Here is a 23569-nt window from a genome sequence, read left to right as displayed (position 1 = left end):
TGGCGCATAAAATATCCCTCAGCGTTCCCTCGACGTTAGCGTGAATCAGGCATAATCTTAATCAATCGATTGATTAATTCTTAATGCCGCCATGAATACGACCCCCACAACAACCAAAGGTGAACAGGCCAAAAATCAGCTTATCGCCGCCGCGCTGGCGCAGTTTGGTGAGTACGGGCTGCATGCCACCACGCGCGATATTGCCGCGCTGGCCGGGCAGAACATTGCGGCGATTACCTACTATTTTGGCTCAAAAGAGGATTTATACCTCGCCTGCGCCGAGTGGATCGCCGATTTTATCGGCACGCAGTTTCACCCGCACGTTGAGGAAGCCACCGCGCTGCTCGGCCAGCCGTCGCCCGATCGCGCCGCCGTTCGCCAGCTTATTCTCAATGCCTGCCACGATATGATCCGCCTGCTGACGCACGACGATACGCTCAACCTGAGCAAATTTATCTCCCGGGAGCAGCTCTCCCCGACCGTCGCCTACCAGCGTGTACACGATCGGGTGATTGAGCCAATGCACTCGCACCTGACCCGGCTGATCGCCGCCTATACCGGGCGGGACGCCAGTGATACCGAGACAATTTTGCATACCCACGCCCTGCTGGGTGAAATTCTTGCCTTCCGTCTGGGCAGGGAAACCATCCTGTTACGCACCGGCTGGACACAATTTGATGAGGATAAAGCCGCGCAGATTAGTAAGGTCATCGCCTGTCACGTCGATCTGATCCTGCAAGGCTTAACGCAAAGGAGCCTGAAGTCATGAAAAAAACTGTCGCCATCATTCTGGTGGTTGTTGTTTTGCTTGCTGCCGGAGTCGGTGGATGGCTGTGGTATCAGAGCCATCAGGATAAAGGCCTGACGCTGTACGGCAACGTGGATATTCGCACGGTGAACATGAGCTTCCGCGTGGGCGGTCGTCTCGCCTCGCTGAGCGTTGACGAAGGCGATGCCATTAAAAGCGGGCAGACGCTGGGGATGCTGGATAAAGCGCCCTATGAGAATGCGCTGCTGCAGGCCAAAGCGGGGGTGTCCGTCGCCCAGGCGCAGTATGACCTGATGCTGGCAGGCTATCGCGACGAAGAGATCGCCCAGGCCGCCGCTGCCGTTAAGCAGGCGCAAGCCGCCTATGACTACGCGCAGAACTTCTACGCGCGCCAGCAGGGGTTGTGGAAAAGCCGCACCATTTCCGCTAACGATCTGGAAAATGCGCGCTCGTCCCGCGACCAGGCGCAGGCAACGCTGAAGTCCGCGCAGGATAAGTTAAGCCAGTACCACACCGGTAACCGCCCGCAGGATATCGCCCAGGCGAAAGCCAGCCTTGAACAGGCGCAGGCGCAGCTGGCCCAGGCAGAGCTTGATCTGCACGACACCACCTTAATCGCGCCGTCTGACGGCATGCTGATGACCCGCGCCGTGGAGCCGGGCAGCATGCTCAGCGCGGGCAGCGCCGTCTTAACGCTATCCCTGACCCGCCCGGTCTGGGTACGCGCCTACGTTGACGAGCCCAATCTCGGCCAGATGCAGCCGGGCCGCGAACTGCTGCTTTATACCGACGGTCGCCCGGACAAGCCGTATCACGGCAAAGTGGGCTTTGTCTCCCCTACCGCCGAATTCACGCCGAAAACCGTTGAAACACCTGATCTGCGTACCGACCTCGTGTATCGCCTGCGCATCATCGTGACCGATGCGGACGACGCGCTGCGTCAGGGCATGCCCGTCACCGTAAAAGTGAACAACGGGGAACGACATGAATGACGCGGTTATTCAGCTCAACAATCTGGTTAAACGCTTCGCGGGAATGGACAAACCGGCCGTCGCGCCGCTGAACTGCACTATCCAGAAAGGCTATGTGACCGGGCTGGTCGGTCCGGACGGCGCGGGAAAAACCACGCTGATGCGGATGCTGGCGGGGCTGCTGAAGCCGGATGAAGGAAGCGCCAGCGTGCTCGGTCTTGACCCGATCGAGGATGACGGAGCCCTTCACGCCATGCTCGGCTATATGCCGCAGAAGTTTGGCCTGTATGAAGACCTGACGGTGATGGAAAACCTGAACCTGTACGCCGACCTGCGCAGCGTCACCGGCGAAACGCGGCAGAAAACCTTCACGCGCCTGCTGGAGTTTACCTCCCTCGGCCCGTTCACCGACCGGCTGGCGGGCAAGCTCTCCGGCGGGATGAAGCAGAAGCTGGGGCTGGCCTGCACGCTGGTTGGCGAGCCGAAAGTGCTGCTGCTGGACGAGCCCGGCGTCGGCGTAGACCCGATTTCGCGCCGCGAACTGTGGCAGATGGTGCACGAGCTGGCGGGCGACGGGATGCTGATCCTCTGGAGCACCTCCTACCTCGACGAAGCGGAACAGTGCCGGGACGTGCTGCTGATGAACGAAGGCGAACTGCTTTATCAGGGCGAGCCGACGACGCTGACGCAGAGCATGGCCGGGCGCAGCTTCCTGCTGCACAGCCCGCAGGAGTCTAACCGCAGGCTGCTGCAGCGGGTGCTCAGGCTGCCGCAGGTCAGCGACGGGATGATCCAGGGCCGCTCGGTACGGGTGATCCTCAAAAAAGAGGCCACCGTCGACGATATTCGCCAGGCGCCCGGCATGCCTGAGATCGAGATGGAAGAGACCGCGCCGCGCTTTGAGGACGCGTTTATCGACCTGCTGGGCGGCGCGGGTACCTCAGAGTCGCCGCTTGCCGCCATTTTGCATACGGTGGAAGGCACGCCGGGCGAAACGGTGATTGAAGCCAAATCCCTCACCAAAAAGTTCGGGGATTTCGCCGCTACCGATAACGTCAATTTTTCGGTAAAACGCGGGGAGATTTTTGGCCTGCTCGGGCCGAACGGCGCGGGAAAATCGACCACCTTTAAGATGATGTGCGGCCTGCTGGTGCCGACGTCCGGCAAGGCGCTGGTGCTGGATATGGACCTGAAGGTCAGCTCCGGCAAGGCGCGCCAGCATCTCGGGTATATGGCGCAGAAGTTTTCGCTGTACGGCAACCTGACGGTCGAACAGAATCTGCGCTTTTTCTCCGGCGTGTACGGCCTGCGCGGGCGGGCACAGAACGAGAAAATCCGCCGCATGAGCGACGCCTTCGCCTTAACCAACATTGCCTCCCACGCCACCGACGAGCTGCCGCTCGGCTTTAAGCAGCGGCTGGCGCTGGCCTGCTCGCTGATGCACGAGCCGGATATTCTGTTTCTTGATGAGCCGACATCAGGCGTTGACCCCATTACCCGCCGTGAGTTCTGGCTGCACATCAACAGCATGGTGGAAAAAGGCGTGACCGTGATGGTGACCACCCACTTCATGGACGAGGCGGAGTACTGCGACCGCATCGGGCTGGTGTATCGCGGCAAGCTGATTGCCCACGGTACCCCGGACGACCTGAAAAATCAGGCCGCCGACGATGAGGTTCCGGATCCGACCATGGAGCAGGCGTTTATCACCCTCATCCACGACTGGGATAAGGAGAATGCCCATGCGCAGTAATGCCATTTCCTGGCGCAGGGTGCGCGCGCTGTGCATTAAAGAGACGCGGCAGATCGTGCGTGACCCCAGCAGTTGGCTGATTGCGGTAGTCATCCCCCTGCTGCTGCTGTTTATCTTTGGCTACGGCATTAACCTGGACTCCAGCAAGCTGCGGGTCGGGATATTGCTGGAGCAGCAGAGTGAGGATGCGCTGGACTTTACTCACGCCATGACCGGATCGCCCTACATTGACGCCACCATCAGCGATAACAGGCAGGAGTTGATCCAGAAAATGCAGGCCGGGAAAATTCGCGGCCTGATCGTCATTCCGGTGGATTTCGCCGCCAACATGGCGCGGGCGAATACCGACGCGCCGATCCAGGTGATTACCGACGGCAGCGAGCCAAACACCGCCAACTTTGTACAGGGCTACGCGGAGGGGATCTGGCAGCTGTGGCAGATGCAGCGGGCGGAAGATCGGGGCGAAGAATTTAAACCGCTGATCGACGTGCAGACGCGCTACTGGTTTAACCCCGCCGCCATCAGCCAGCACTTTATTATTCCGGGCGCGGTGACGATTATCATGACGGTGATTGGCGCGATCCTGACCTCGCTGGTGATCGCCCGCGAGTGGGAGCGCGGGACCATGGAGGCGCTGCTCTCTACCGAAGTGACGCGCGTCGAGCTGCTGCTGTGCAAGCTCATCCCCTACTATTTCCTCGGCATGCTGGCGATGCTGCTCTGTATGCTTGTCTCGGTCTTTATCCTCGGCGTGCCGTATCGCGGCTCGCTGGTGGTGCTGTTTTTTATCACCAGCCTGTTTTTACTCAGCACGCTGGGCATGGGGCTGCTCATCTCCACCATCACCCGCAACCAGTTCAACGCCGCGCAGGTGGCCCTCAACGCCGCCTTTTTACCGTCGATTATGCTGTCCGGGTTTATCTTCCAGATAGACAGTATGCCTGCGGTGATCCGCGCCGTGACCTATGTTATTCCGGCTCGCTACTTTGTGAGCACGCTGCAAAGCCTGTTCCTGGCGGGGAATATTCCGGTGGTGCTGATCGTCAACACGCTGTTTTTAATGGCGTCAGCGGCGATGTTTATTGGGTTGACGTGGATGAAAACCAAACGGCGACTGGATTAAGGAGCGAACATGTTTCACCGATTATGGACGTTGATACGCAAAGAGCTGCAATCCCTGCTGCGCGAGCCGCAAACCCGCGCCATTCTGGTCTTGCCGGTGCTGATCCAGGTTTTACTGTTCCCGTTTGCCGCCACCCTTGAGGTGACCAACGCCACCATTGCCATTTACAACGAAGATAACGGCAAACATTCCGTCGAGCTGACGCAGCGCTTTGCGCGTGCAAAAGCCTTTACCCACATCCTGCTGCTGAAAAGCCCGCAGGAGATCCAGCCCACCATCGACACGCAAAAAGCGCTGCTGCTGGTGCGGTTCCCGGCGGATTTCTCCCGCAATCTGGATACCTTCCAGACCGCGCCGATGCAGCTGATCCTCGACGGGCGTAACTCCAACAGCGCCCAGATAGCCGCCAACTACCTGCAGCAGGTGGTGAAGGATTACCAGCAGGAGCTGATGGAGGGCAAACCGAAGCCCAACAACAGCGAGCTGGTGGTGCGTAACTGGTACAACCCGAACCTGGACTACAAGTGGTTCGTGGTGCCGTCGCTAATCGCCATGATCACCACTATCGGGGTGATGATCGTGACTTCCCTTTCCGTCGCCCGCGAGCGCGAACAGGGCACGCTGGACCAGCTGCTGGTCTCCCCGCTCGCCACCTGGCAAATTTTCGTCGGCAAAGCGGTCCCGGCGCTGATCGTCGCGACGTTTCAGGCCACTATCGTGCTGGGGGTGGGAATTTGGGCCTATCAGATCCCGTTCGCCGGTTCGCTGGCGCTGTTTTACTTCACGATGGTCATTTACGGGCTGTCGCTGGTGGGATTTGGACTGCTGATCTCGGCGCTCTGCTCGACGCAGCAGCAGGCGTTTATCGGGGTCTTCGTCTTTATGATGCCCGCGATTTTGCTCTCGGGGTATGTTTCACCCGTCGAGAACATGCCGGTGTGGCTTCAGGATCTGACGTGGGTAAACCCGATTCGGCACTTTACGGACATCACCAAGCAAATCTATCTGAAGGATGCGAGTCTGGATATTGTCTGGGGAAGTTTGTGGCCGCTACTGGTCATAGCGGCCACGACGGGCTCAGTGGCGTACGCGATGTTTAGACGCAACATTGCGTAGCTTTTTCTCTTTGGTCAGCAGCGAGACCACCGCAGGCCCTGCGAGGATAGCCAGACCGGCCAGGGCCAGCAGCAGGTTGTTTTGCAGCACGCGCGACAGCAGCCAAAGCACGATCATCGCCGCGCCAAAATACCAGGTGGTGGTGAGCTCTTCGAGCACATCACCCACCTCGCGCCAGCGCGCTTCATGATGGCGCTGTAGGAACAGCATCGACAGCACGGTGACGCAATAAAGGACGCATAGCCCCAGGCCAACACGCACCAGCGTGCCGCTCATCCAGCCCATCACCAGTACGGCCACGACCAGTAAATGCAACATTATCTGCCAGCAACTCAGGCCAGTTGCGACACGAACACGTTGTTGCCACTTCATGGCTTCTCTCCTGAAGGATTTTTCTCTGCTTAATCAGACTACCGCACTTTACGGAAAATTCCGTAACGCCGCATCTTTTTGTGACGACGACTACACTTTATTTTCATTGGGATAGTCACTCAGGAAGGAGCTTATGACTCAAAAAATGCAGCATTTCTCGCTTAAGGTGCTGACGATAAACATTCATAAGGGCTTCACAGCATTTAATCGCCGCTTCATTTTACCGGAGCTGCGCGACGCGGTACGCACCGTCAGCGCGGATATTGTCTGCCTGCAGGAGGTGATGGGCGCACACGAAGTGCATCCGCTCCACTTTGAGAACTGGCCCGACACGCCGCACTATGAATTTCTGGCCGACACCATGTGGAGTGACTACGCCTATGGCCGCAACGCGGTCTATCCGGAAGGGCATCACGGAAACGCGGTGCTGTCCCGCTACCCCATTGAACATTACGAAAACCGCGACGTTTCCGTCGGGGAAAGCGAAAAACGCGGCCTGCTTTACTGCCGCATTACGCCGCCAGACCTCGAGCGACCTGTCCATGTCGGCTGTGTTCACCTGGGCCTTCGCGAAGCCCATCGTCAGGCGCAGCTGAAAATGCTGGCCGAATGGGCCAACGCGCTTCCCGAAGGTGAACCGGTGGTGGTAGCGGGCGATTTCAACGACTGGCGACAGAGGGCAAACCATCCGTTGAAAGTGGATGCCGGGCTGGAGGAGATTTTTACTCGCGCCAACGGCAGGCCTGCGCGCACCTTCCCGGTCCGTTTCCCGCTGCTTCGGCTTGACCGCATCTACGTGAAAAATGCCCACGCCAGCAGCCCGACCGCCCTGGCGCTCCTTAACTGGCGACATCTTTCCGACCATGCCCCGCTCAGCGCGGAGATCCACCTATGAAATGTTCCTGGCAGGAAGGCAACCGAATCACGCTGCTGGTCAACGGGGACGAGTATTATCCGGCCGTGTTTAAAGCGATTGACCATGCACAGCAGAAGGTGATCCTCGAAACCTTTATCTGGTTCGAAGACGACGTCGGCAAACAGCTGCACGGCGTGCTGCTGCGCGCCGCCCGGCGCGGCGTCAAAATTGAAGTGCTGCTTGATGGCTATGGCTCGCCGGATCTCAGCGATACGTTTGTGAATGAGTTGACCTCCGCGGGCGTGGTGTTCCGCTACTACGATCCCGGCCCTCGCCTGTTCGGCATGCGGACCAATCTTTTCCGCCGGATGCATCGCAAAATAGTGGTGGTGGACGAGACGGTGGCGTTTGTCGGCGGCATTAACTACTCCGCTGAGCATATGTCCGACTACGGCCCGGAGGCGAAGCAGGACTACGCTATTCGCATTGAAGGCCCGGTGGTGCAGGACATCTTACTGTTTGAGCTGGAGAACCTGCCGGGTAAAGAGGCCGTTCGCCGCTGGTGGAGACGCCGCCATCGCCCGGAAGAGAACCGGAAGCCCGGCGAAGCGCAGGCCCTTTTCGTCTGGCGGGATAACGGCGAGCACCGGGACGACATTGAACGTCATTATCTCAAGATGCTCGCCAACGCGAAGCGCGAAGTGATTATTGCTAACGCCTACTTTTTCCCCGGCTATCGTCTGCTGCACGCCATGCGCAATGCGGCCCGGCGCGGGGTACGCGTGAAGCTGATTGTGCAGGGCGAGCCGGATATGCCGATTGTCAAAGTGGGCGCACGCCTGCTGTATAACTATCTGGTGAAGGGCGGCGTACAGATCTACGAATATCGCCGCCGACCGCTGCACGGCAAAGTGGCGCTGATGGACGATCACTGGGCCACCGTGGGCTCCAGTAACCTCGATCCGCTGAGCTTATCGCTCAATCTCGAAGCTAACCTGATCATTCACGATCGCCAGTTTAACCAGACCCTGCGGGATAACCTGCAGGCGCTGATCGTTAACGACTGCGTGCGCGTGGACGAGTCCATGGTCCCCAAACGCACCTGGTGGAACTTGGGCATCAGCGTGGTGGTGTTCCACTTTCTGCGTCATTTCCCGGCCATGGTCGGCTGGCTGCCGGCGCATACGCCTAAGCTTGCGCAGGTGGACCCGCCGGTACAACCCGAAATGGAAACCCAGGACCGTATTGAAGCGGAAGACGGAGGCAAACCCTGATGTCGAAATCGCATCCACGCTGGCGGCTGGCAAAAAAGATCCTGACCTGGCTATTTTTTATTGCGGTCGCGGTTCTGCTGGTGGTCTACGCGCAGAAAGTTGACTGGGAAGAGGTGTGGAAAGTCATCCGCAACTATAACCGGATGGTGCTGCTGGGCGCTGTGGGGCTGGTTATTGTCAGCTACCTGATGTACGGCTGTTATGACCTGCTGGGCCGTGCCTACTGCGGCCACAAGCTGGCCAAACGTCAGGTTATGCTGGTGTCGTTTATCTGCTACGCCTTCAACCTGACGCTGAGCACCTGGGTCGGCGGCATTGGCATGCGCTATCGCCTCTACTCGCGGCTCGGCCTGCCGGGCGGGACCATCACGCGCATTTTCTCGTTAAGCATCACCACCAACTGGCTGGGCTATATTTTGCTCGGCGGGGTGATCTTCACCATCGGCGTGGTGCAGCTGCCCGCGCACTGGTATATCGATGAGGCCACGCTGCGCATTCTGGGCATCGTACTGCTGCTGATTATCGCCGTTTATCTGTGGGCCTGCGCCTTTGCCAGACGCCGTCATATGACCATTAAAGGGCAAAAGCTGGTGCTGCCCTCGTGGAAGTTTGCGGTGCTGCAGATGGCCGTCTCCAGCGCCAACTGGATGGCGATGGGGGCCATTATCTGGCTGCTGATTGGCGAGGACGTCAATTACTTCTTCGTGCTGGGCGTGCTGCTGGTGAGCAGTATTGCGGGCGTGATTGTGCATATTCCGGCGGGGATCGGCGTGCTGGAGGCGGTGTTTATCGCGTTGCTGGCCGGGGAGCACGTCTCTCAAGGAACGATTATCGCCGCACTGCTGGCGTACCGCATGCTGTATTACTTCCTGCCGCTGGCCCTGGCAACGGTGTGTTATCTGGTGCTGGAGAGTCGGGCGAAAAAGCTGAGAGCGAAGAACGAGAAGGCGTTAGCGAAATAAAAGCAAAACGGCAACGATGTTGCCGTTTTTAGTGTTTGTTCCCTCTCCCGTGGGAGAGGGTCAGGGTGAGGGCACCAGACCGCACCGCCACCCGGCAAAACAACCTTAGCGACGGTTGCCGAAAATTCGCAGCAGCATCAGGAACAGGTTGATGAAGTCCAGATACAGCGTCAGCGCGCCCAGAATCGCGTATTTGCGCAGGTTCGAACTGTCGCGTACGTCGATCTGCTCGCCGATGTTTTTCAGCTTCTGGGTGTCATACGCCGTCAACCCAACGAAGATCACCACCCCGATGTAGGTCACGGCCCACATCAGCGCGTCGCTCTTCAGCCACAGGTTTACCAGCGACGCCAGCACAATCCCAATCAGCCCCATAAACAGCATGCTGCCGAAACCGCTCAGATCGCGCTTCGTGGTGTAACCGTACAGGCTCATCGCGCCGAACATCCCGCCGGTGACCACGAAGGTGCTGGCGATGGAGGAGTAGGTGTAAACGATGAAGATACTGGAAAGCGTCAGCCCGGTTAGCGCCGAATAGAGCATAAACAGCGTAGTCGCCATTCCGGCACTCAGCTTTTGCACCAGACCCGAAAGCACAAACACCAGCGCCAGCTGCGCGATAATCAGCCCAAAGAAGGTGATTTTGCTGGAGAAGATAAACATCATCAGTTCAGGCGTGTTCGCCGCATACCACGCGATAAACGCGGTAAGCAGCAGGCCAACCGTCATCCAGCCGTACACCTGAGCCATATACGTCTGCAGGCCGCTACGGGTCTGCTGTACTATTGAATCGGAACGCGGAAATCGGTCCATGATTCACTCCTGATTAAGTTTAAGTAGACACACACGTTAAGATTAACACATCCACGTAAACCGACTACCAACGGCTGGCGGCTTGTTTATCGCTGTCGCGCGATTCTACCCAGCGGTCACCTTCCGGCGTGGCTTCGCGCTTCCAGAACGGCGCTTTGGTTTTGAGGTAATCCATAATGAACTCCCCTGCCGCAAACGCGCTGCTGCGGTGCGCGCTGGTCACCCCGACGAAGACAATCTCTTCGCCAGGCCACATCTCGCCGATGCGGTGAATAACCGTGACGCGACCAAGCGGCCAGCGGCCCCGTGCCTCGTCGACAATCTCCGTCAGCGATTTCTCGGTCATCCCCGGATAGTGCTCCAGCGTCAGTGCCTTCACGCTGTCACCGAGGTTGTGGTTGCGCACCTTGCCGGTGAAAGTGACGACCGCGCCTTCTTCATCACGTTCCGCCAGCCAGCTGTATTCTGTCCCCACGTTAAAACGCTCGGGACTCACCAGAATTCGGGTTTCAGCCATCTTAGCCCCCCGTAACCGGTGGGAAGAAGGCCACTTCATCTCCTGCCTTCAGCGGATGGGTGAATTCCACCAGCGTCTGGTTAACGGCGGCCAGCAGCTTGCCTTCGTCCAGCGCCAGCGCCCAGCGGTCGCTTTGTGCCGCCAGATGCGCGCGCAGGGCCGCGACGTTTTCGAAGGACGCATCCAGCGTCAGGCTGTCGGTATTCACCAGCTCGCGCACCTGCGCAAAAAAGAGCACCTTAATCATGGCTGTCCACCTTAAAATCACCGGATTTGCCGCCGCTTTTTGCCAGCAGGCGAACCGGGCCAATCACCATATCTTTCTGCACCGCTTTGCACATGTCGTAGATGGTCAGCGCGGCGACTGAGGCCGCCGTCAGCGCCTCCATCTCCACGCCGGTTTTGCCGGTTAAGCGGCAAAGTGACTCAATGCGCACGCGATTATGCTCCGGCTGTGCCTGCAGGTTCACTTCCACCTTGCTCAGCATCAGCGGATGGCACAGCGGAATGAGATCCCAGGTCCGTTTGGCGGCCTGAATACCGGCGATGCGGGCGGTGGCAAAGACGTCGCCCTTGTGATGGCTGCCGTCGATAATCATCGCCAGCGTCTCCGGCAGCATGGTGACGAACGCTTCCGCGCGCGCCTCGCGCACCGTTTCGGCTTTGGCGGAGACGTCCACCATATGCGCTTCGCCGGCGGCGTTAATGTGGGTCAGTTGTGACATAGCTTATTTCTTTAAATGGGGATGGAAATTACACGGACGGGTACGGGCGTCCAGCTGCGGGGCGATGATGTTTTCCCAGGCGGTGCGGCAGGCTTTGGTCGAGCCCGGCATAGCGAAAATCAGGGTTTTGTTAGCCACCCCGGCAACGGCACGCGACTGGAGCGTGGAGGTACCAATCTCTTCAAAGGAGAGCATGCGGAACACTTCGCCGAAGCCTTCCACCTCGCGGTCGAACAGCGGGATCAGCGCTTCAGGGGCCTGATCGCCTGCGGTAAAACCGGTGCCGCCGGTAATCAGCACCACCTGCACCTCATCACTCGCAATCCACTGCGAAACCTGAGCGCGAATGGCGTAGCGGTTCTCCTTCACGATCGCTTTATCGACGATGTGATGCCCCGCGTCATGGGCCGCCTCGCGCAGCCAGTGGCCGGAGGTATCATCCTCTTCGCCACGGCGGTCGGAAACGGTAAGGATAGCAATGCGTGTCGGGATAAATTCTGCGCTTACCTGACTCATCTTCTGATTCCTTCTTAAGCCTGATTACCCGCCGATGTAGGACAGGTTCTGAGTAATACCGGTATTGCCCTGATGCAGGAAGTGGGTCTGTTTTTTATGCGTCAGCGCGTCAGAAATGCGTGCTTCAAGCGCGGCCTGCTGCGCATCGTCTTCCAGCAGATCGCGAAGATCTACGCCGCCGTCGCCGAACAGGCAAAGATGGAGCTTGCCAACGGAGGAGACGCGCAGGCGGTTGCAGCTGGCGCAGAAGTCTTTCTCATAGGGCATGATAAGCCCAATCTCACCTTCGTAATCCGGGTGGCAGAAGACCTGCGCCGGGCCGTCGCTGCGCTGGCGGATTTGATGGATCCAGCCGCGTTTCAGCAGCTCGTCGCGCAGCACCATGCCGGAGATGTGATGGCGACGGAACAGTTCGCTGCCCTCGCCGGTTTCCATCAACTCGATAAAACGCAGCTGTATAGGGCGGGATTTGATCCACGCCAGGAAGGTATCGAGCTGGTGATGGTTCACATCACGCATCAGCACCGTGTTGACTTTGACCTTCTCGAAACCGGCCGCAAATGCCGCGTCGATGCCGTCCATGACCTGCTGAAATTTATCCTGGCCGGTAATGGCGTGGAACTGACGAGCGTCCAGGCTATCGACGCTGACGTTGATCGCCGTCAGCCCCGCATCGCGCCAGTTCGCCACGTCACGCGCCATGCGGTAACCGTTGGTGGTCACCGCAATCTGGCGGATACGTTCGTTTTCACGCACGGCGGCAATGATGTCGGGGAAATCGCGGCGTAGGGAGGGTTCGCCGCCGGTCAGACGCACTTTTTCGGTGCCGAGCTCAGAGAAAGCGCGCGTGACGCGGCGCACTTCATCCACGGAGAGAAAGCCGTTATTGGTGACGCTGCCCGGTTTGTAGCCATCGGGCAGGCAGTAGGTGCAACGGAAGTTGCACACATCGGTAATCGACAGACGTAAGTAATAAAACTTACGCGCGAAAGCATCAGTAAGTTGTGAAGCCATGTACACCTTTCCAGATCGGGAGGCACAGTCATTTCTTTCTGTACCCTGGTGGCAAATTCGCCACGGCCAGAGCGCCATATCTTTCGACACAGGCACAAGGGCTAGAGTGTATGTTTTCAATTTTGAAAACGTGGTTAGGGCGATAGTAGCGCGGAAATTCTGACGACGCCATTATCGCCTCACGCTATATAATTATCTATATAGCGAATCGTTCCTGCATTTTCGCTACAGAATACCTAAAAACCGCATTTTCACATTGATATACGTCATTTTGCATCCGGTGAGGCATCGTCTTTTAGGGGTAGTTAGGTTACTGTTACGCGATCGAACGTGATAAGGAATACGTATGCGCAATCGCACTTTTGCGGATCTTGACCGAGTGGTCGCTCTTGGCGGAGGACACGGCTTAGGCCGGGTTATGTCCTCTTTGTCGTCACTCGGCTCAAGGCTGACAGGGATAGTGACCACCACCGACAACGGCGGCTCAACCGGGCGCATTCGACGTGCCGAAGGCGGCATTGCCTGGGGAGATATGCGCAACTGCCTTAACCAGTTAATTACCGAGCCGAGCGTCGCGTCGGCGATGTTTGAGTACCGTTTTGGCGGTAATGGCGAACTTTCCGGGCATAACCTCGGAAATCTGATGTTAAAGGCGCTCGATCACCTGAGCGTAAGGCCTCTGGAAGCCATCAACTTAATCCGTAATCTGCTCAAAGTGGACGCATTCCTGATCCCCATGTCAGAACAACCGGTTGACTTGATGGCAATCGACGCCGAAGGGCATGAAGTGTACGGCGAAGTGAATATCGACCAGCTCATCCTGCCGCCAACGGAGTTAATGACCTATCCGAGCGTGCCCGCCACGCGAGAAGCGGTGGAGGCCATCGGGGAAGCGGATCTTATCCTGATCGGTCCGGGCAGTTTTTACACCAGCCTGATGCCCATTCTGCTGGTAAAAGAGCTGGCGCAGGCGCTGCGCCGCACCCCTGCCCCGATGGTTTACATCGGTAACCTGGGACGTGAACTGAGCCCGGCGGCGGCGAGCCTGTCGCTGGCTGACAAACTGGAATTAATGGAGCATTACGTCGGCAAGAAAATCATTGACGGCGTAGTCGTGGGCCCAAAAGTGGATGTGTCAGGGATTGGCAATCGTCTGGTGGTGCAGGAGCCGCTGGAGGCCAGCGATATCAAGTATCGCCACGATCGTCACCTGCTGCGCGAGGCGCTGGAGAAGGCGATTCAGGCGCTGGGCTAGGTTCGTTTTGTGCGGCCTGATGCCCTCATAATAATGCCCGCACGGACGACCCCCTCTCCCTTGAGGGAGAGGGCTGGGGTGAGGGGGAACATACGACTCTGGTGGTCATTCCGTTCACTTTATGTTCCTTGCTACTCTGTAACGATATGGCCTGTGAACGTGCCAGGGTGGCTCAATCGCCACCACCCTGGCGACCCGGGCTCCCGGCGGTATATCGCCGCTTCGCGGATTGTTCGCCCCATCCCTGGGGCTCACCCCTTCGGGGCCAGCGCAAGCGCTGTCCAAAATTGCTCCCGGCAATTTTGTCATCGGCTTATTCCTTTCGGCTGATCGGGTACGGGCGGAGGTAACGTCCCTGTAAAGCCCGCCCTCTCGGCGCATCCCTGCGCCTCGCCCCGGCCTGCATGAAACGCCTCAGCGATTTACAGCCAGACCAGAGCATCGCTGATAGCCTTCAATCGCTTTGAAACAACATTATTGCTTCTGTTCAAAAATTACTGGGGATCCCTCTCCCACCGGGAGAGGGAGAAAACAACGCTTTACTCACGATGCCGCGATGAAAAGATCCCGCAGCTGATGAAGCTGGTCGCGGATCTGCGCCGCCTCTTCGAACTCCAGATTCTGCGCGTGCTGCATCATCTGCCCTTCCAGCTCGTGGATTTTCTGCTGCAGCGCTTTCGGCGTCAGCACGACGGTATCCTCTTCCACCACTGAACGCGCCTTGCCGCGACCCTTCGCTTTGGTTTTGGCGATGTTCTGACCCAGCGCCAGAATATCCACCACCTTCTTGTTCAGCCCCTGCGGGGTAATGCCGTGCTCTTCGTTGTAACGCTGCTGTTTCTCGCGTCGGCGCTCCGTTTCGCCAATCGCTTTCGCCATCGACGGGGTGATTTTGTCACCGTACAGAATCGCTTTACCGTTGACGTTACGCGCCGCACGGCCGATGGTCTGGATCAGGGAGCGTTCAGAACGCAGGAAGCCCTCTTTGTCCGCATCCAGAATCGCCACCAGCGAGACTTCCGGCATATCCAGACCTTCTCGCAGCAGGTTGATCCCCACCAGCACGTCAAACTCGCCCAGACGCAGATCGCGGATAATCTCCATGCGCTCCACGGTGTCGATATCCGAGTGCAGATAACGTACCTTCTCGCCGTGCTCTTCGAGATATTCAGTGAGGTCTTCCGCCATACGCTTGGTGAGCGTGGTCACCAGCACGCGCTCGTTGATGGCGGAACGGGCGCGGATTTCCGAGAGCAGATCGTCCACCTGCGTAGCCACCGGACGAACTTCAATAATTGGGTCAAGCAACCCGGTCGGACGCACAACCTGATCGACAACGTCTTCACCGGATTTCTCCAGTTCGTAGTTGCCCGGCGTGGCCGAGACGTAAATGGTTTGCGGCGCTAATGCCTCAAACTCTTCAAACTTCATCGGACGGTTATCCAGCGCTGACGGCAGGCGGAAGCCGTACTCCACCAGCGTCTCTTTACGCGCCCGGTCACCGCGGTACATCCCGCCGATCTGCGGGATCGTGACGTGGGATTCGTCGATCACCAGCAAACCGTCTGCCGGCAGGTAATCAAACAGCGTTGGCGGCGGCTCGCCCGGCCCGCGTCCGGAGAGGAAGCGCGAGTAGTTTTCAATGCCGGAGCAATAGCCCAGCTCGTTCATCATCTCAAGGTCAAACTGGGTACGTTGGCTCAGGCGCTGCTCTTCCAGCAGCTTATTGTTCGCCAGCAGCACCTTACGGCGCTCGGCCAGCTCCACTTTGATCTCTTCCATCGCCTGCACGATACGCTCGCGCGGCGTCACGTAGTGCGTTTTCGGGTAGATGGTGAAGCGCTGGATCACCGACTCAACGTGTCCGGTCAGCGGGTCGAAGAGCGACAGGCGTTCAACCTCTTCGTCAAACAGCTCGACGCGCAGCGCCATATCGTCCGATTCCGCCGGGAAGATGTCGATCACCTCACCGCGTACGCGGAACGTCCCGCGCTGGAACGCCTGATCGTTACGGGCGTACTGCAGCTCTGCCAGACGACGGACGATGGCGCGCTGGTCGATGATCATCCCCTGCGTCAGGTGCAGCATCATCTTGAGATAAAGATCCGGATCGCCCAGACCGTAGATCGCGGAAACCGACGCGACGACGACCACATCGCGACGCTCCAGAAGCGCCTTCGTGGCCGACAGACGCATCTGCTCGATGTGTTCGTTCACCGAGGCATCCTTCTCGATGAAGGTGTCAGAGCTCGGCACGTAGGCTTCAGGTTGGTAGTAGTCGTAGTAGGAGACGAAATACTCCACCGCGTTTTCCGGGAAGAACTCTTTCATCTCGCCGTAAAGCTGCGCGGCCAGGGTTTTGTTGGGTGCCAGCACCATCGTTGGGCGCTGGAGATCCGCAATCACGTTGGCGATGGTGAACGTTTTACCCGAGCCGGTTACCCCCAGCAGCGTCTGGTGCGCCAGCCCGTCTTCCAGCCCCTCTTCCAGACGACGGATCGCCTCAGGCTGATCGCCAGATGGACGGAAAGCAGAATTCAATTTGAACGGTTTACTCATGGGCGACGACCTGATGACGTTATAAGCGGCAGGTGAGTAATTTTACTCGTTGTTGCCAGGAATGCCAGTAAAAAACACTGGATGAAAAACCAGTAGCATGTCAGGATATTTAGCATAGCGCCTGAATGATTAGCGCGATAGCGGCCAAAATTTGGACTGTGACAATATAAAACACCAGTCAGGTCAGGTTATCCCCAGAACTTTTTCTTTTTTAACATTTGTCAAGCCAGGTAATGATAGTTTTGTGGCAACGGGTGACACTTTCATGACGGGAATTGCTTTTATCTAAGCAATTAAATAATAAACGATATTTTCTAAAGCCGCGTTTCGCGCCAATTTGGGCGTAAGCCGCGTCTTCTCTCGCTTATCGCGTGTTTTCTAACTCTAATGCACATGGTTATCCACAGGAATAGTGGATAACTGCTTCCAGCCCATACAGACTGGCGCTCGGCAAATTCCCGGTTTTTCCCACGAGACGGCAGTAAAAAATTTTTATAGCTATTTTTTGATGATTAACAGTTGCGTCATTCATAACCAGTCGATGGGATCTTGCTCACATTTTCATCATTTTGGGTTCTGCACCACAACTCACCACCTCCAGCACCGTCGCTGTGCAATCCGGTTTTTTATAAACCGCTTTCTGGTGATTCATTCCTAAAAAAGCCGTTTTTTTGAACACTTTTCGGTTTCTGGCAGGGGTTTTGCAGATTCAAACATGAGCCTCACCTACACACATTTTTAAGGAGAAAAAGATGTTGAGTCTGCGTGCTGTGAATCAGTTTTACGGAAGCCAACATACGCTATGGAACGTGAATTTGGATTTTCCGCAAGGGATGTGTACAGGCGTCGTTGGCCTGCCGGGGATGGGGAAAACCACCCTCATGAATTGCATCGCCGGGAGAGTGCCCGTTGAAAGCGGCAGCATCATCTGGCACGAGGCGGGCGCGCCGCCGCGCGATTTGCTTAACCTGCCGCCAGAACAGCGTTCAGGACCGGGGATAGGCTATGTCCCGCAGGACAGGCGGATCTTCTCCCAGCTAACGATTGAGGAGAATCTGCATATCGCCATGCGGGCGATGGGGAAACCCAACCGGGAGGCGAAAAGTGACGTTTACGACCTGTTTCCGACGCTCTACGCATTGCGGCAGGCCCGCGCCAATACGCTCTCTCCGGACGATCAGTATCAGCTGGCGCTGGCTAATGCGCTGGTGAACCGTCCGCGCCTGCTGATCCTTGATGAGCCCCTGCACGGCGCAGGACAAAGCTTCGCCCAGAAGCTGGGGCAGCTGCTGGCGCGCTTAAACCGGGAGTTAGGTATGACGGTGCTGCTAGCGGAGCAGCAGCTGTCGTTTATCCGCCGGGTTGCGGACCGTTTCTGCATGCTCTATCGCGGGCGTAACGTGGCGCAGGGCCACGTTAACGAGCTGGATGACGAGCTTATCGCGCACTGGATGTCGCGGGAAGCAAGACGCTGAGATCCAGATAACGCCCGGTGTCGGCATTTTCCGCGCCGTCAGCAAGCCAGGGAATTTCCCCGAGGCACGGGGCGGGAAGTACGCGCCTGAGCGTCGCCAGATACTCCTGGTGTCGTTTACCCGGCGCAACCACGTCGTTGGCTATCCAGCCCGCCAGACGCAGCCCGGCCTGCTGGACGGCCTGCGCGGTCAACATGGCGTGATTGATGCAGCCCAGCCTGACGCCGACGACCAGAATGACCGGAAGCTGCTCGGCCTGCACCCAGTCAGCAAACGTCTGCGTGTCCGAAAGCGGCGTAAACCAGCCGCCCGCACCTTCCACCAGCACCCAGTCGGCCTGGCTTTCCAGCGTCCGTAACCCGGCTGACAGCACGGTGAAATCAATCGGACGATCTTCGTCAGCGCTGATGATGTGCGGCGAGGTCGGCTCGGCAAAGGTGTACGGATTGACCGCTGAATAGGCGAGTTCAAGGGTGCTGTTACGCTGGAGCGCCAGCGCGTCGGTGTTGCGTAATCCTTCCGCCGTCACCTCGCTGCCGGAAGCAACGGGCTTATATCCGGCGGTGTTTTTTCCGAGCAGTCGTGCCGCCTGCAGCAGCGCCGAGCTGGCCACCGTTTTGCCCACTTCCGTATCCGTGCCGGTAACAAAATAACGTTCAGTCACGTTCGATAATCCCATGAAAAAGTTGATAAGAGAGCGGGAAATGCCCCCGCTGCTGCGGCCAGGCCAGCTCCAGACGCTGCAGCTGGCCCCGGGTCAGCGGTTTTTTCTCCCGCCCGGCGTGCAGGTGCGTGGCGCCGATACCCTTCAGCGAACGCATGGCGCTGAACGCATTGCTAAAATTGAGGGTGATGGTCTGCACCGTGCTGCGGTAGCGCCAGCCTGCCAGCGCCTGCGTCACCTGGTCATGCGATAAAAAGCGGTTAGCGTGCGGCTGCTCATCCACCGCTTTCCACGCCTGATTCAGCTCCGGCAGCGAACTTTCCAGCAGGGTAGTAAAGGCCACCTTCCCGCCCGGTCGCGCCACGCGATAAAGCTCGCGCAAGGCCTGCGGCAGGCTGCTGCACCACTGGACCGCCAGATGACTCCAGACCAGATCGAACTGCGCATCCGCCAGCGGGATCGCCTCGATATCCGCCAGCAGATAATGGTCCGCTGCCTGCCGCTGTCGCGCCTCGTCGAGCATCTGCTCCGAGAGGTCGATAGCCGTGACCTGGCTTCCCGTCCCGCGCCAGTAGCGGCTGTTGCTGCCGGGACCACAGCCGGCGTCCAGCACCTGCGGAAAGCGGTTGTCGCCAAGCGCGGCCAGAAGCCCCTGCGCGCTCTGACGCTGCAGTTCATCGTGCTGAGAATAGCTCTGCGCGGCCCGACCAAATGCCGCCGCGACGGCCTGCTTATTCACCGGCGTCATTGAGCGCCTCCAGCAGCGTCTGGATATCCCGAGCGTCATGCGCCGCCGTCAGGGTTAAACGCAGCCGCGCGGTGCCCGGCGGGACCGTTGGCGGGCGAATGGCGGTCACCCACATCCCGCGCTCGCGCAGCGCCTGTGCCAGCGCCAGCGCGCGACCGTTTTCGCCGACAATCACCGGCTGGATGGCGCTTTGCGAATCGGGACTGTGGAAGGGCAGCGCCGCTAACCCCTTGCGGAAGCGGGAGATATGCTCTGCCAGCCGCTGACGACGTTCATCCCCTTCTGCGCTGCGGATCACCGCCAGCGACGCAGACAGCGCCACGGCCTGCGCCGGAGGCATGCTGGTGCTGTAGATCAGGTGTCGGGCAAACTGCAGCAGATAGTCAGCGACGGACTCGCTGCACAGCACGGCGGCGCCGATGGCGCCAAAGCCCTTGCCGAAGGTGACGATCAGCAGCTCCGGCTTCACGTTTTGCTGGTATGCGCTGCCGCGACCTTCGTCGCCCATTACGCCAATGCCGTGGGCATCGTCGACCAGAAGCCAGGCGTTTTGCCGCTTTGCTGCCTCGTGCAGCGCGGCAAGCGGCGCGCTGTCGCCGTCCATGCTGAACACCCCTTCCGTAACCGCCAGCTGTTGTCCGTCGCAGGGTTTATCCAGCAGCGCGGCGAGCTGCCCCGCATCGTTATGGGCAAAGCGGCGCAGCTGCGCCGGGCTTAAACTTGCCGCCTCCAGCAGCGAGGCGTGGCTCAGGCGGTCGGCGACAATACGGTCCTCTTTTCCCATCAGGGCGGTAATGACCGCCTGGTTGGCGGCAAAGCCGGAGATGAACAGCAGCGCGCGCGGGTAGCCGAGCCAGTCGGCAAGCGCCTCTTCCAGCGCCTGATGCGCGGTGGTATATCCGCTGACGTGTCCCGAGCCGCCGCTGCCCACGCCAAACCGCTCCGCACCCTGCTGCCAGGCGCGGATGATGGCCGGATGCTGGCTCAGCCCGAGATAGTCGTTGCTGGAGAAATTACAAAACTGCCGCCCCTCGCGGGTAAGAAAACGGCCCGCGCCGTTTTCCACCACCCTGCGAACGCGAAACGCCTCTGCCGCCCGGCGTTCGTCCAGCGCGGTATTGATGCGTGCCTGCCAGGTCATACGGCTGCCGCGTTGTAGAACTGGTCGGTGTCGGCGTTGAAAATCTGCTGCTCCAGCTGCTGCTGTTGCTCGTTATCGCCCTTCAGCACCTCGGTCTGATGCGGGTTAAGCCCCAGCTTGCGGAACAGCTGAACGTCTTTGTCCTCTTCCGGGTTCGGCGTGGTCAGCAGCTTGCAGCCGTAGAAGATGGAGTTGGCTCCGGCCATAAAGCACATCGCCTGGGTCTGCTCGTTCATCTGCTCGCGACCGGCAGAGAGGCGCACGAAAGAGGTCGGCATCATGATGCGCGCCACCGCGATGGTGCGAATAAAATCAAACGCATCCACGTCGTCGTTATCCGCCAGCGGCGTTCCCTTAACCTTCACCAGCATGTTGATCGGCACGCTTTCCGGCGGGGTCGGCAGGTTCGCCAGCTGCAGCAGCAGGCCCGCGCGGTCTTTCACCGTTTCGCCTAAGCCCACGATACCGCCCGAGCAGACCTTGATCCCCGCGTCACGCACTTTATCCAGCGTGTCCAGACGCTCCTGATAGGTCCGCGTGGTGATGATGTTGCCGTAAAATTCCGGCGAGGTGTCGAGGTTGTGGTTGTAGTAGTCCAGCCCTGCGGCGGAGAGGCGCTGCGCCTGCTCCTCGTTCAGCGTGCCGAGCGTCATACAGGCTTCGAGGCCCATCTCCTTCACGCCCTTCACCATCTGTTCCAGATACGGCATGTCGCGGTCGTGCGGGTTCTTCCACGCTGCGCCCATGCAGAAGCGGGTTGAACCGGCGTTTTTCGCCTTGCGAGCCGAGTCGAGCACCTGCTCCACTTCCATCAGCCGTTCGGACTCCAGGCCGGTTTTGTAGCGCGCGCTCTGCGGGCAATATTTGCAGTCTTCAGGACAGGCACCGGTTTTGATCGACAGCAGCGTGCTGACCTGAACATGGCGCGGATCGAAGTGCTGACGATGCACCTGTTGGGCTTCGAACATCAGCTCAAGGAAAGGTTTGTTAAATAATTCAGTGACTTGCGACATCGTCCAGCGTGCGTGGTGAGCCATCGGGCTTCTCCAAAGGGTTTTGTTAATTTTCGGTTCGGTTTATACTCGTAAACCTAAAACTTTTCAAAATGGTTTACAAGTCGATTATGACCCAGGACGATCTCGCCTTCGACAAGCAGCATATCTGGCACCCTTACACCTCCACTACCCGCCCTCTTCCCGTTTATCCGGTGGCCTCGGCCCACGGCTGCGAGCTGCACCTCGCCAGCGGCGAGCGGCTCGTTGACGGGATGTCTTCATGGTGGGCGGCCATTCACGGGTACAACCACCCGCGCCTGAATGCGGCGATGAAGGCCCAGATTGACCAGATGTCGCACGTGATGTTTGGCGGGATCACCCATCAGCCCGCGGTGGATTTATGCCGTCGTCTGGTGGCGATGACGCCTGAATCGCTGGAGTGCGTGTTCCTGGCCGATTCCGGCTCCGTGGCGGTGGAAGTGGCGATGAAAATGGCGCTGCAGTACTGGCACGCGAAAGGTGAAACGCGCCAGCGGTTCCTCACCTTCCGCAACGGCTATCATGGGGATACCTTCGGGGCGATGTCGGTGTGCGATCCGGACAACTCCATGCACAGCCTGTGGAAAGGCTATCTGCCGGAAAACCTGTTCGCCCCGGCCCCGCAGAGCCGTTTCGACGGCGAGTGGAACGAGATGGACATGGTCGGTTTCGCGCGGCTGATGGCGGCGCATCGCCAAGAAATCGCCGCCGTGATCCTGGAGCCGATTGTGCAGGGCGCAGGCGGAATGCGGATGTACCACCCGGAATGGCTGAGGCGTATTCGCAAGATGTGCGACCGCGAGGGCATTCTGCTGATTGCCGATGAGATCGCCACCGGCTTTGGCCGCACCGGCAGGCTGTTTGCCTGCGAGCATGCAGGCATTGCGCCGGATATTCTGTGTCTGGGTAAAGCGCTGACCGGCGGCACCATGACGCTCTCCGCCACGCTCACGACCCGCCAGGTGGCCGACACCATCAGCGACGGCGAGGCGGGCTGCTTTATGCACGGCCCGACGTTTATGGGCAACCCGCTGGCCTGCGCCGTCGCAAGCGAAAGCCTTGCCATTCTGGAGAGCGGCGAGTGGCAGACGCAGGTTGCGGCGATTGAGGCGCAGCTGAAACATGAACTGAATGCCGCCTCGGGCGCGAATTTTGTGGCAGACGTGCGCGTGCTGGGCGCCATCGGCGTGATTGAAACCACCCATCCGGTGAATATGGCGGCGCTGCAGCGCTTCTTCGTTGAGCAGGGCGTCTGGGTGCGGCCTTTCGGCAAGCTTATCTACCTGATGCCGCCGTACAGCATTACGCCGGAGCAGCTGCGTAAATTAACCGACGCGGTTGTAACAGCCGTTAACATTCCCGCGCATTTCACGATGTAACCCTATGCATTACACTTGCTGGACGAGCGATCAACGAGGGTAAACCGTATGAAAATCATCAGTAAAGATCTGCGCGACGGTGAAAAACTGCCGGAACGCCACGTATTCAACGGCATGGGGTATCAGGGAGACAACATCTCCCCGCACCTGGCGTGGGATGAGGTTCCGGCCGGAACAAAAAGCTTTGTCGTGACCTGCTACGACCCGGATGCACCTACCGGCTCCGGCTGGTGGCACTGGATTGTGGCGAACCTGCCTGCCGACACGCGCGTCCTGCCGCAGGGTTCCGGTTCAGACCTGGTTGCCCTGCCTGAAGGCGCCATTCAGACGCGCACTGACTTTGGTAAAGCGGGCTACGGCGGCGCGGCGCCGCCAAAAGGGGAAACCCACCGCTATATCTTCACGGTGCACGCGCTGGATGTGGAGAAGATTGAGGTCGATGAAGGGGCGAGCGGCGCGATGGTCGGGTTTAACGTGCATTTCCATTCGCTGGGGAGCGCGTCGATTACGGCGATGTATTCATAATAGTGCGG

The 23569-nt window shown here is 58.8% G+C and carries 24 protein-coding genes and 1 riboswitch; of the genes, 12 read left to right on the top strand and 12 right to left on the bottom strand.

Translation table 11 applies throughout. The annotated features are described in order from the left end of the window. Positions 1-91: 91 nt before the first annotated feature. The 5 genes from cecR to USF70_RS02450 are packed head-to-tail and all read left to right on the top strand — an operon-like array spanning position 92 to position 5732. Positions 92-769: a transcriptional regulator CecR gene (gene cecR / locus USF70_RS02470; protein ID WP_064672132.1), complete on the top strand. Its 678-nt coding sequence runs from the start codon at positions 92-94 to the stop codon at positions 767-769. Next, a complete protein-coding gene (hlyD, locus tag USF70_RS02465; protein WP_320735238.1) occupies positions 766-1761 on the top strand; it encodes a secretion protein HlyD in 996 nt (331 codons plus the stop codon). Before cecR ends, hlyD begins: the two co-directional genes overlap by 4 nt. Further along, positions 1754-3493 (top strand): ATP-binding cassette domain-containing protein, encoded by a 1740-nt coding sequence (locus USF70_RS02460; RefSeq protein WP_320735237.1) that lies wholly within the window; start codon positions 1754-1756, stop codon positions 3491-3493. The genes hlyD and USF70_RS02460 overlap by 8 nt, the downstream gene beginning before the upstream one ends. Next, positions 3483-4616, top strand: coding sequence for an ABC transporter permease (locus USF70_RS02455; RefSeq protein WP_045142921.1), 1134 nt, complete (start codon positions 3483-3485; stop codon positions 4614-4616). Before USF70_RS02460 ends, USF70_RS02455 begins: the two co-directional genes overlap by 11 nt. A 9-nt stretch (positions 4617-4625) precedes the next feature. Beyond that, a complete protein-coding gene (locus USF70_RS02450) occupies positions 4626-5732 on the top strand; it encodes an ABC transporter permease (RefSeq protein WP_023310860.1) in 1107 nt (368 codons plus the stop codon). Here USF70_RS02450 and USF70_RS02445 read toward each other — a convergent pair. After that, positions 5694-6104 (bottom strand): YbhQ family protein, encoded by a 411-nt coding sequence (locus tag USF70_RS02445; protein WP_320735236.1) that lies wholly within the window; start codon positions 6102-6104, stop codon positions 5694-5696. The genes USF70_RS02450 and USF70_RS02445 overlap by 39 nt on opposite strands. A gap of 133 nt (positions 6105-6237) precedes the next feature. Here USF70_RS02445 and USF70_RS02440 point away from each other — a divergent pair, with 133 nt between their 5' ends. From USF70_RS02440 to USF70_RS02430, 3 genes are read left to right on the top strand one after another with little or no spacing between them, the layout of a single operon-like run. Continuing rightward, a complete protein-coding gene (locus USF70_RS02440; RefSeq protein WP_023334979.1) occupies positions 6238-6999 on the top strand; it encodes an endonuclease/exonuclease/phosphatase family protein in 762 nt (253 codons plus the stop codon). After that, positions 6996-8234 carry a cardiolipin synthase ClsB gene (clsB, locus tag USF70_RS02435; protein ID WP_033144984.1) on the top strand — a complete coding sequence of 413 codons (1239 nt, stop codon included), beginning with the start codon at positions 6996-6998 and terminating at the stop codon, positions 8232-8234. The genes USF70_RS02440 and clsB overlap by 4 nt, the downstream gene beginning before the upstream one ends. After that, positions 8234-9196 carry a lysylphosphatidylglycerol synthase transmembrane domain-containing protein gene (locus tag USF70_RS02430; protein WP_033144983.1) on the top strand — a complete coding sequence of 321 codons (963 nt, stop codon included), beginning with the start codon at positions 8234-8236 and terminating at the stop codon, positions 9194-9196. Before clsB ends, USF70_RS02430 begins: the two co-directional genes overlap by 1 nt. Before the next feature lie 105 nt (positions 9197-9301). On the opposite strand, the gene USF70_RS02425 is transcribed toward USF70_RS02430, so the two are convergent. The 6 genes from USF70_RS02425 to moaA form a co-directional block, all read right to left on the bottom strand. Then, positions 9302-10009: a Bax inhibitor-1 family protein gene (locus tag USF70_RS02425; RefSeq protein WP_033144982.1), complete on the bottom strand. Its 708-nt coding sequence runs from the start codon at positions 10007-10009 to the stop codon at positions 9302-9304. A gap of 64 nt (positions 10010-10073) precedes the next feature. After that, on the bottom strand, positions 10074-10526 hold the full coding sequence (moaE, locus tag USF70_RS02420) for a molybdopterin synthase catalytic subunit MoaE (RefSeq protein ID WP_087822208.1): 453 nt from the start codon (positions 10524-10526) through the stop codon (positions 10074-10076). A 1-nt stretch (position 10527) separates the two neighbouring features. Continuing rightward, a complete protein-coding gene (moaD, locus tag USF70_RS02415) occupies positions 10528-10773 on the bottom strand; it encodes a molybdopterin synthase sulfur carrier subunit (RefSeq protein WP_025757247.1) in 246 nt (81 codons plus the stop codon). Continuing rightward, positions 10766-11251, bottom strand: a complete 486-nt coding sequence (moaC, locus tag USF70_RS02410; RefSeq protein ID WP_008501142.1) for a cyclic pyranopterin monophosphate synthase MoaC — start codon at positions 11249-11251, stop codon at positions 10766-10768. The genes moaD and moaC overlap by 8 nt, the downstream gene beginning before the upstream one ends. Positions 11252-11254: 3 nt before the next feature. After that, complete coding sequence (gene moaB, locus USF70_RS02405) at positions 11255-11767, bottom strand: molybdenum cofactor biosynthesis protein B (RefSeq protein WP_024908761.1); 513 nt, start codon at positions 11765-11767, stop codon at positions 11255-11257. Between the two features lie 24 nt (positions 11768-11791). Further along, the gene (gene moaA, locus USF70_RS02400) at positions 11792-12781 is read right to left on the bottom strand and encodes a GTP 3',8-cyclase MoaA (RefSeq protein ID WP_064672124.1); all 990 of its coding nucleotides are present in this window, start codon (positions 12779-12781) and stop codon (positions 11792-11794) included. Beyond that, positions 12769-12902: riboswitch (molybdenum cofactor riboswitch) on the bottom strand. It overlaps the preceding gene by 13 nt. Positions 12903-13127: 225 nt before the next feature. Between moaA and yvcK the strand changes: the two genes are divergently transcribed. Beyond that, on the top strand, positions 13128-14036 hold the full coding sequence (gene yvcK, locus USF70_RS02395) for a uridine diphosphate-N-acetylglucosamine-binding protein YvcK (RefSeq protein WP_039261383.1): 909 nt from the start codon (positions 13128-13130) through the stop codon (positions 14034-14036). Between the two features lie 543 nt (positions 14037-14579). Here yvcK and uvrB read toward each other — a convergent pair. Beyond that, a complete protein-coding gene (uvrB, locus tag USF70_RS02390; protein WP_029742168.1) occupies positions 14580-16595 on the bottom strand; it encodes an excinuclease ABC subunit UvrB in 2016 nt (671 codons plus the stop codon). 752 nt (positions 16596-17347) lie between these two features. Between uvrB and USF70_RS02385 the strand changes: the two genes are divergently transcribed. Further along, entirely contained in the window at positions 17348-18070 is a 723-nt protein-coding gene (locus USF70_RS02385) for an ABC transporter ATP-binding protein (RefSeq protein ID WP_232938409.1), read from the top strand. Here USF70_RS02385 and bioD read toward each other — a convergent pair. From bioD to bioB, 4 genes are read right to left on the bottom strand one after another with little or no spacing between them, the layout of a single operon-like run. Beyond that, a complete protein-coding gene (gene bioD, locus USF70_RS02380; RefSeq protein ID WP_232938410.1) occupies positions 18033-18734 on the bottom strand; it encodes a dethiobiotin synthase in 702 nt (233 codons plus the stop codon). The two genes, USF70_RS02385 and bioD, sit on opposite strands and share 38 nt — an antisense overlap. Beyond that, a complete protein-coding gene (bioC, locus tag USF70_RS02375; protein ID WP_232938411.1) occupies positions 18727-19482 on the bottom strand; it encodes a malonyl-ACP O-methyltransferase BioC in 756 nt (251 codons plus the stop codon). The genes bioD and bioC overlap by 8 nt, the downstream gene beginning before the upstream one ends. Beyond that, positions 19466-20623, bottom strand: a complete 1158-nt coding sequence (gene bioF / locus USF70_RS02370) for an 8-amino-7-oxononanoate synthase (protein WP_320735235.1) — start codon at positions 20621-20623, stop codon at positions 19466-19468. The genes bioC and bioF overlap by 17 nt, the downstream gene beginning before the upstream one ends. Further along, the gene (bioB, locus tag USF70_RS02365; protein ID WP_023310845.1) at positions 20620-21660 is read right to left on the bottom strand and encodes a biotin synthase BioB; all 1041 of its coding nucleotides are present in this window, start codon (positions 21658-21660) and stop codon (positions 20620-20622) included. Before bioB ends, bioF begins: the two co-directional genes overlap by 4 nt. An 86-nt stretch (positions 21661-21746) precedes the next feature. Here bioB and bioA point away from each other — a divergent pair, with 86 nt between their 5' ends. Then, positions 21747-23036 carry an adenosylmethionine--8-amino-7-oxononanoate transaminase gene (gene bioA / locus USF70_RS02360; protein WP_414464285.1) on the top strand — a complete coding sequence of 430 codons (1290 nt, stop codon included), beginning with the start codon at positions 21747-21749 and terminating at the stop codon, positions 23034-23036. Between the two features lie 48 nt (positions 23037-23084). Further along, entirely contained in the window at positions 23085-23561 is a 477-nt protein-coding gene (locus USF70_RS02355; RefSeq protein WP_008501131.1) for a kinase inhibitor, read from the top strand. Positions 23562-23569: the final 8 nt, after the last annotated feature.

This window comes from Enterobacter sp. 237C8 (genome assembly GCF_034106865.1).
In the GTDB taxonomy this organism is placed as follows: Bacteria; Pseudomonadota; Gammaproteobacteria; order Enterobacterales; family Enterobacteriaceae; genus Enterobacter; species Enterobacter asburiae_B.
This window is presented reverse-complemented; position numbering and strand designations above follow the sequence as displayed.

What these genes read in the sequence shown, in the direction of transcription:
- cecR (WP_064672132.1), top strand. Translation starts at nt 92, where the DNA reads ATGAATACGACCCCCACAACAACCAAAGGTGAACAGGCCAAAAATCAG.
- hlyD (WP_320735238.1), top strand. Translation starts at nt 766, where the DNA reads ATGAAAAAAACTGTCGCCATCATTCTGGTGGTTGTTGTTTTGCTTGCT.
- USF70_RS02460 (WP_320735237.1), top strand. Translation starts at nt 1,754, where the DNA reads ATGAATGACGCGGTTATTCAGCTCAACAATCTGGTTAAACGCTTCGCG.
- USF70_RS02455 (WP_045142921.1), top strand. Translation starts at nt 3,483, where the DNA reads ATGCGCAGTAATGCCATTTCCTGGCGCAGGGTGCGCGCGCTGTGCATT.
- USF70_RS02450 (WP_023310860.1), top strand. Translation starts at nt 4,626, where the DNA reads ATGTTTCACCGATTATGGACGTTGATACGCAAAGAGCTGCAATCCCTG.
- USF70_RS02445 (WP_320735236.1), bottom strand. Translation starts at nt 6,104, where the DNA reads ATGAAGTGGCAACAACGTGTTCGTGTCGCAACTGGCCTGAGTTGCTGG.
- USF70_RS02440 (WP_023334979.1), top strand. Translation starts at nt 6,238, where the DNA reads ATGACTCAAAAAATGCAGCATTTCTCGCTTAAGGTGCTGACGATAAAC.
- clsB (WP_033144984.1), top strand. Translation starts at nt 6,996, where the DNA reads ATGAAATGTTCCTGGCAGGAAGGCAACCGAATCACGCTGCTGGTCAAC.
- USF70_RS02430 (WP_033144983.1), top strand. Translation starts at nt 8,234, where the DNA reads ATGTCGAAATCGCATCCACGCTGGCGGCTGGCAAAAAAGATCCTGACC.
- USF70_RS02425 (WP_033144982.1), bottom strand. Translation starts at nt 10,009, where the DNA reads ATGGACCGATTTCCGCGTTCCGATTCAATAGTACAGCAGACCCGTAGC.
- moaE (WP_087822208.1), bottom strand. Translation starts at nt 10,526, where the DNA reads ATGGCTGAAACCCGAATTCTGGTGAGTCCCGAGCGTTTTAACGTGGGG.
- moaD (WP_025757247.1), bottom strand. Translation starts at nt 10,773, where the DNA reads ATGATTAAGGTGCTCTTTTTTGCGCAGGTGCGCGAGCTGGTGAATACC.
- moaC (WP_008501142.1), bottom strand. Translation starts at nt 11,251, where the DNA reads ATGTCACAACTGACCCACATTAACGCCGCCGGCGAAGCGCATATGGTG.
- moaB (WP_024908761.1), bottom strand. Translation starts at nt 11,767, where the DNA reads ATGAGTCAGGTAAGCGCAGAATTTATCCCGACACGCATTGCTATCCTT.
- moaA (WP_064672124.1), bottom strand. Translation starts at nt 12,781, where the DNA reads ATGGCTTCACAACTTACTGATGCTTTCGCGCGTAAGTTTTATTACTTA.
- yvcK (WP_039261383.1), top strand. Translation starts at nt 13,128, where the DNA reads ATGCGCAATCGCACTTTTGCGGATCTTGACCGAGTGGTCGCTCTTGGC.
- uvrB (WP_029742168.1), bottom strand. Translation starts at nt 16,595, where the DNA reads ATGAGTAAACCGTTCAAATTGAATTCTGCTTTCCGTCCATCTGGCGAT.
- USF70_RS02385 (WP_232938409.1), top strand. Translation starts at nt 17,348, where the DNA reads ATGTTGAGTCTGCGTGCTGTGAATCAGTTTTACGGAAGCCAACATACG.
- bioC (WP_232938411.1), bottom strand. Translation starts at nt 19,482, where the DNA reads ATGACGCCGGTGAATAAGCAGGCCGTCGCGGCGGCATTTGGTCGGGCC.
- bioF (WP_320735235.1), bottom strand. Translation starts at nt 20,623, where the DNA reads ATGACCTGGCAGGCACGCATCAATACCGCGCTGGACGAACGCCGGGCG.
- bioB (WP_023310845.1), bottom strand. Translation starts at nt 21,660, where the DNA reads ATGGCTCACCACGCACGCTGGACGATGTCGCAAGTCACTGAATTATTT.
- bioA (WP_414464285.1), top strand. Translation starts at nt 21,747, where the DNA reads ATGACCCAGGACGATCTCGCCTTCGACAAGCAGCATATCTGGCACCCT.
- USF70_RS02355 (WP_008501131.1), top strand. Translation starts at nt 23,085, where the DNA reads ATGAAAATCATCAGTAAAGATCTGCGCGACGGTGAAAAACTGCCGGAA.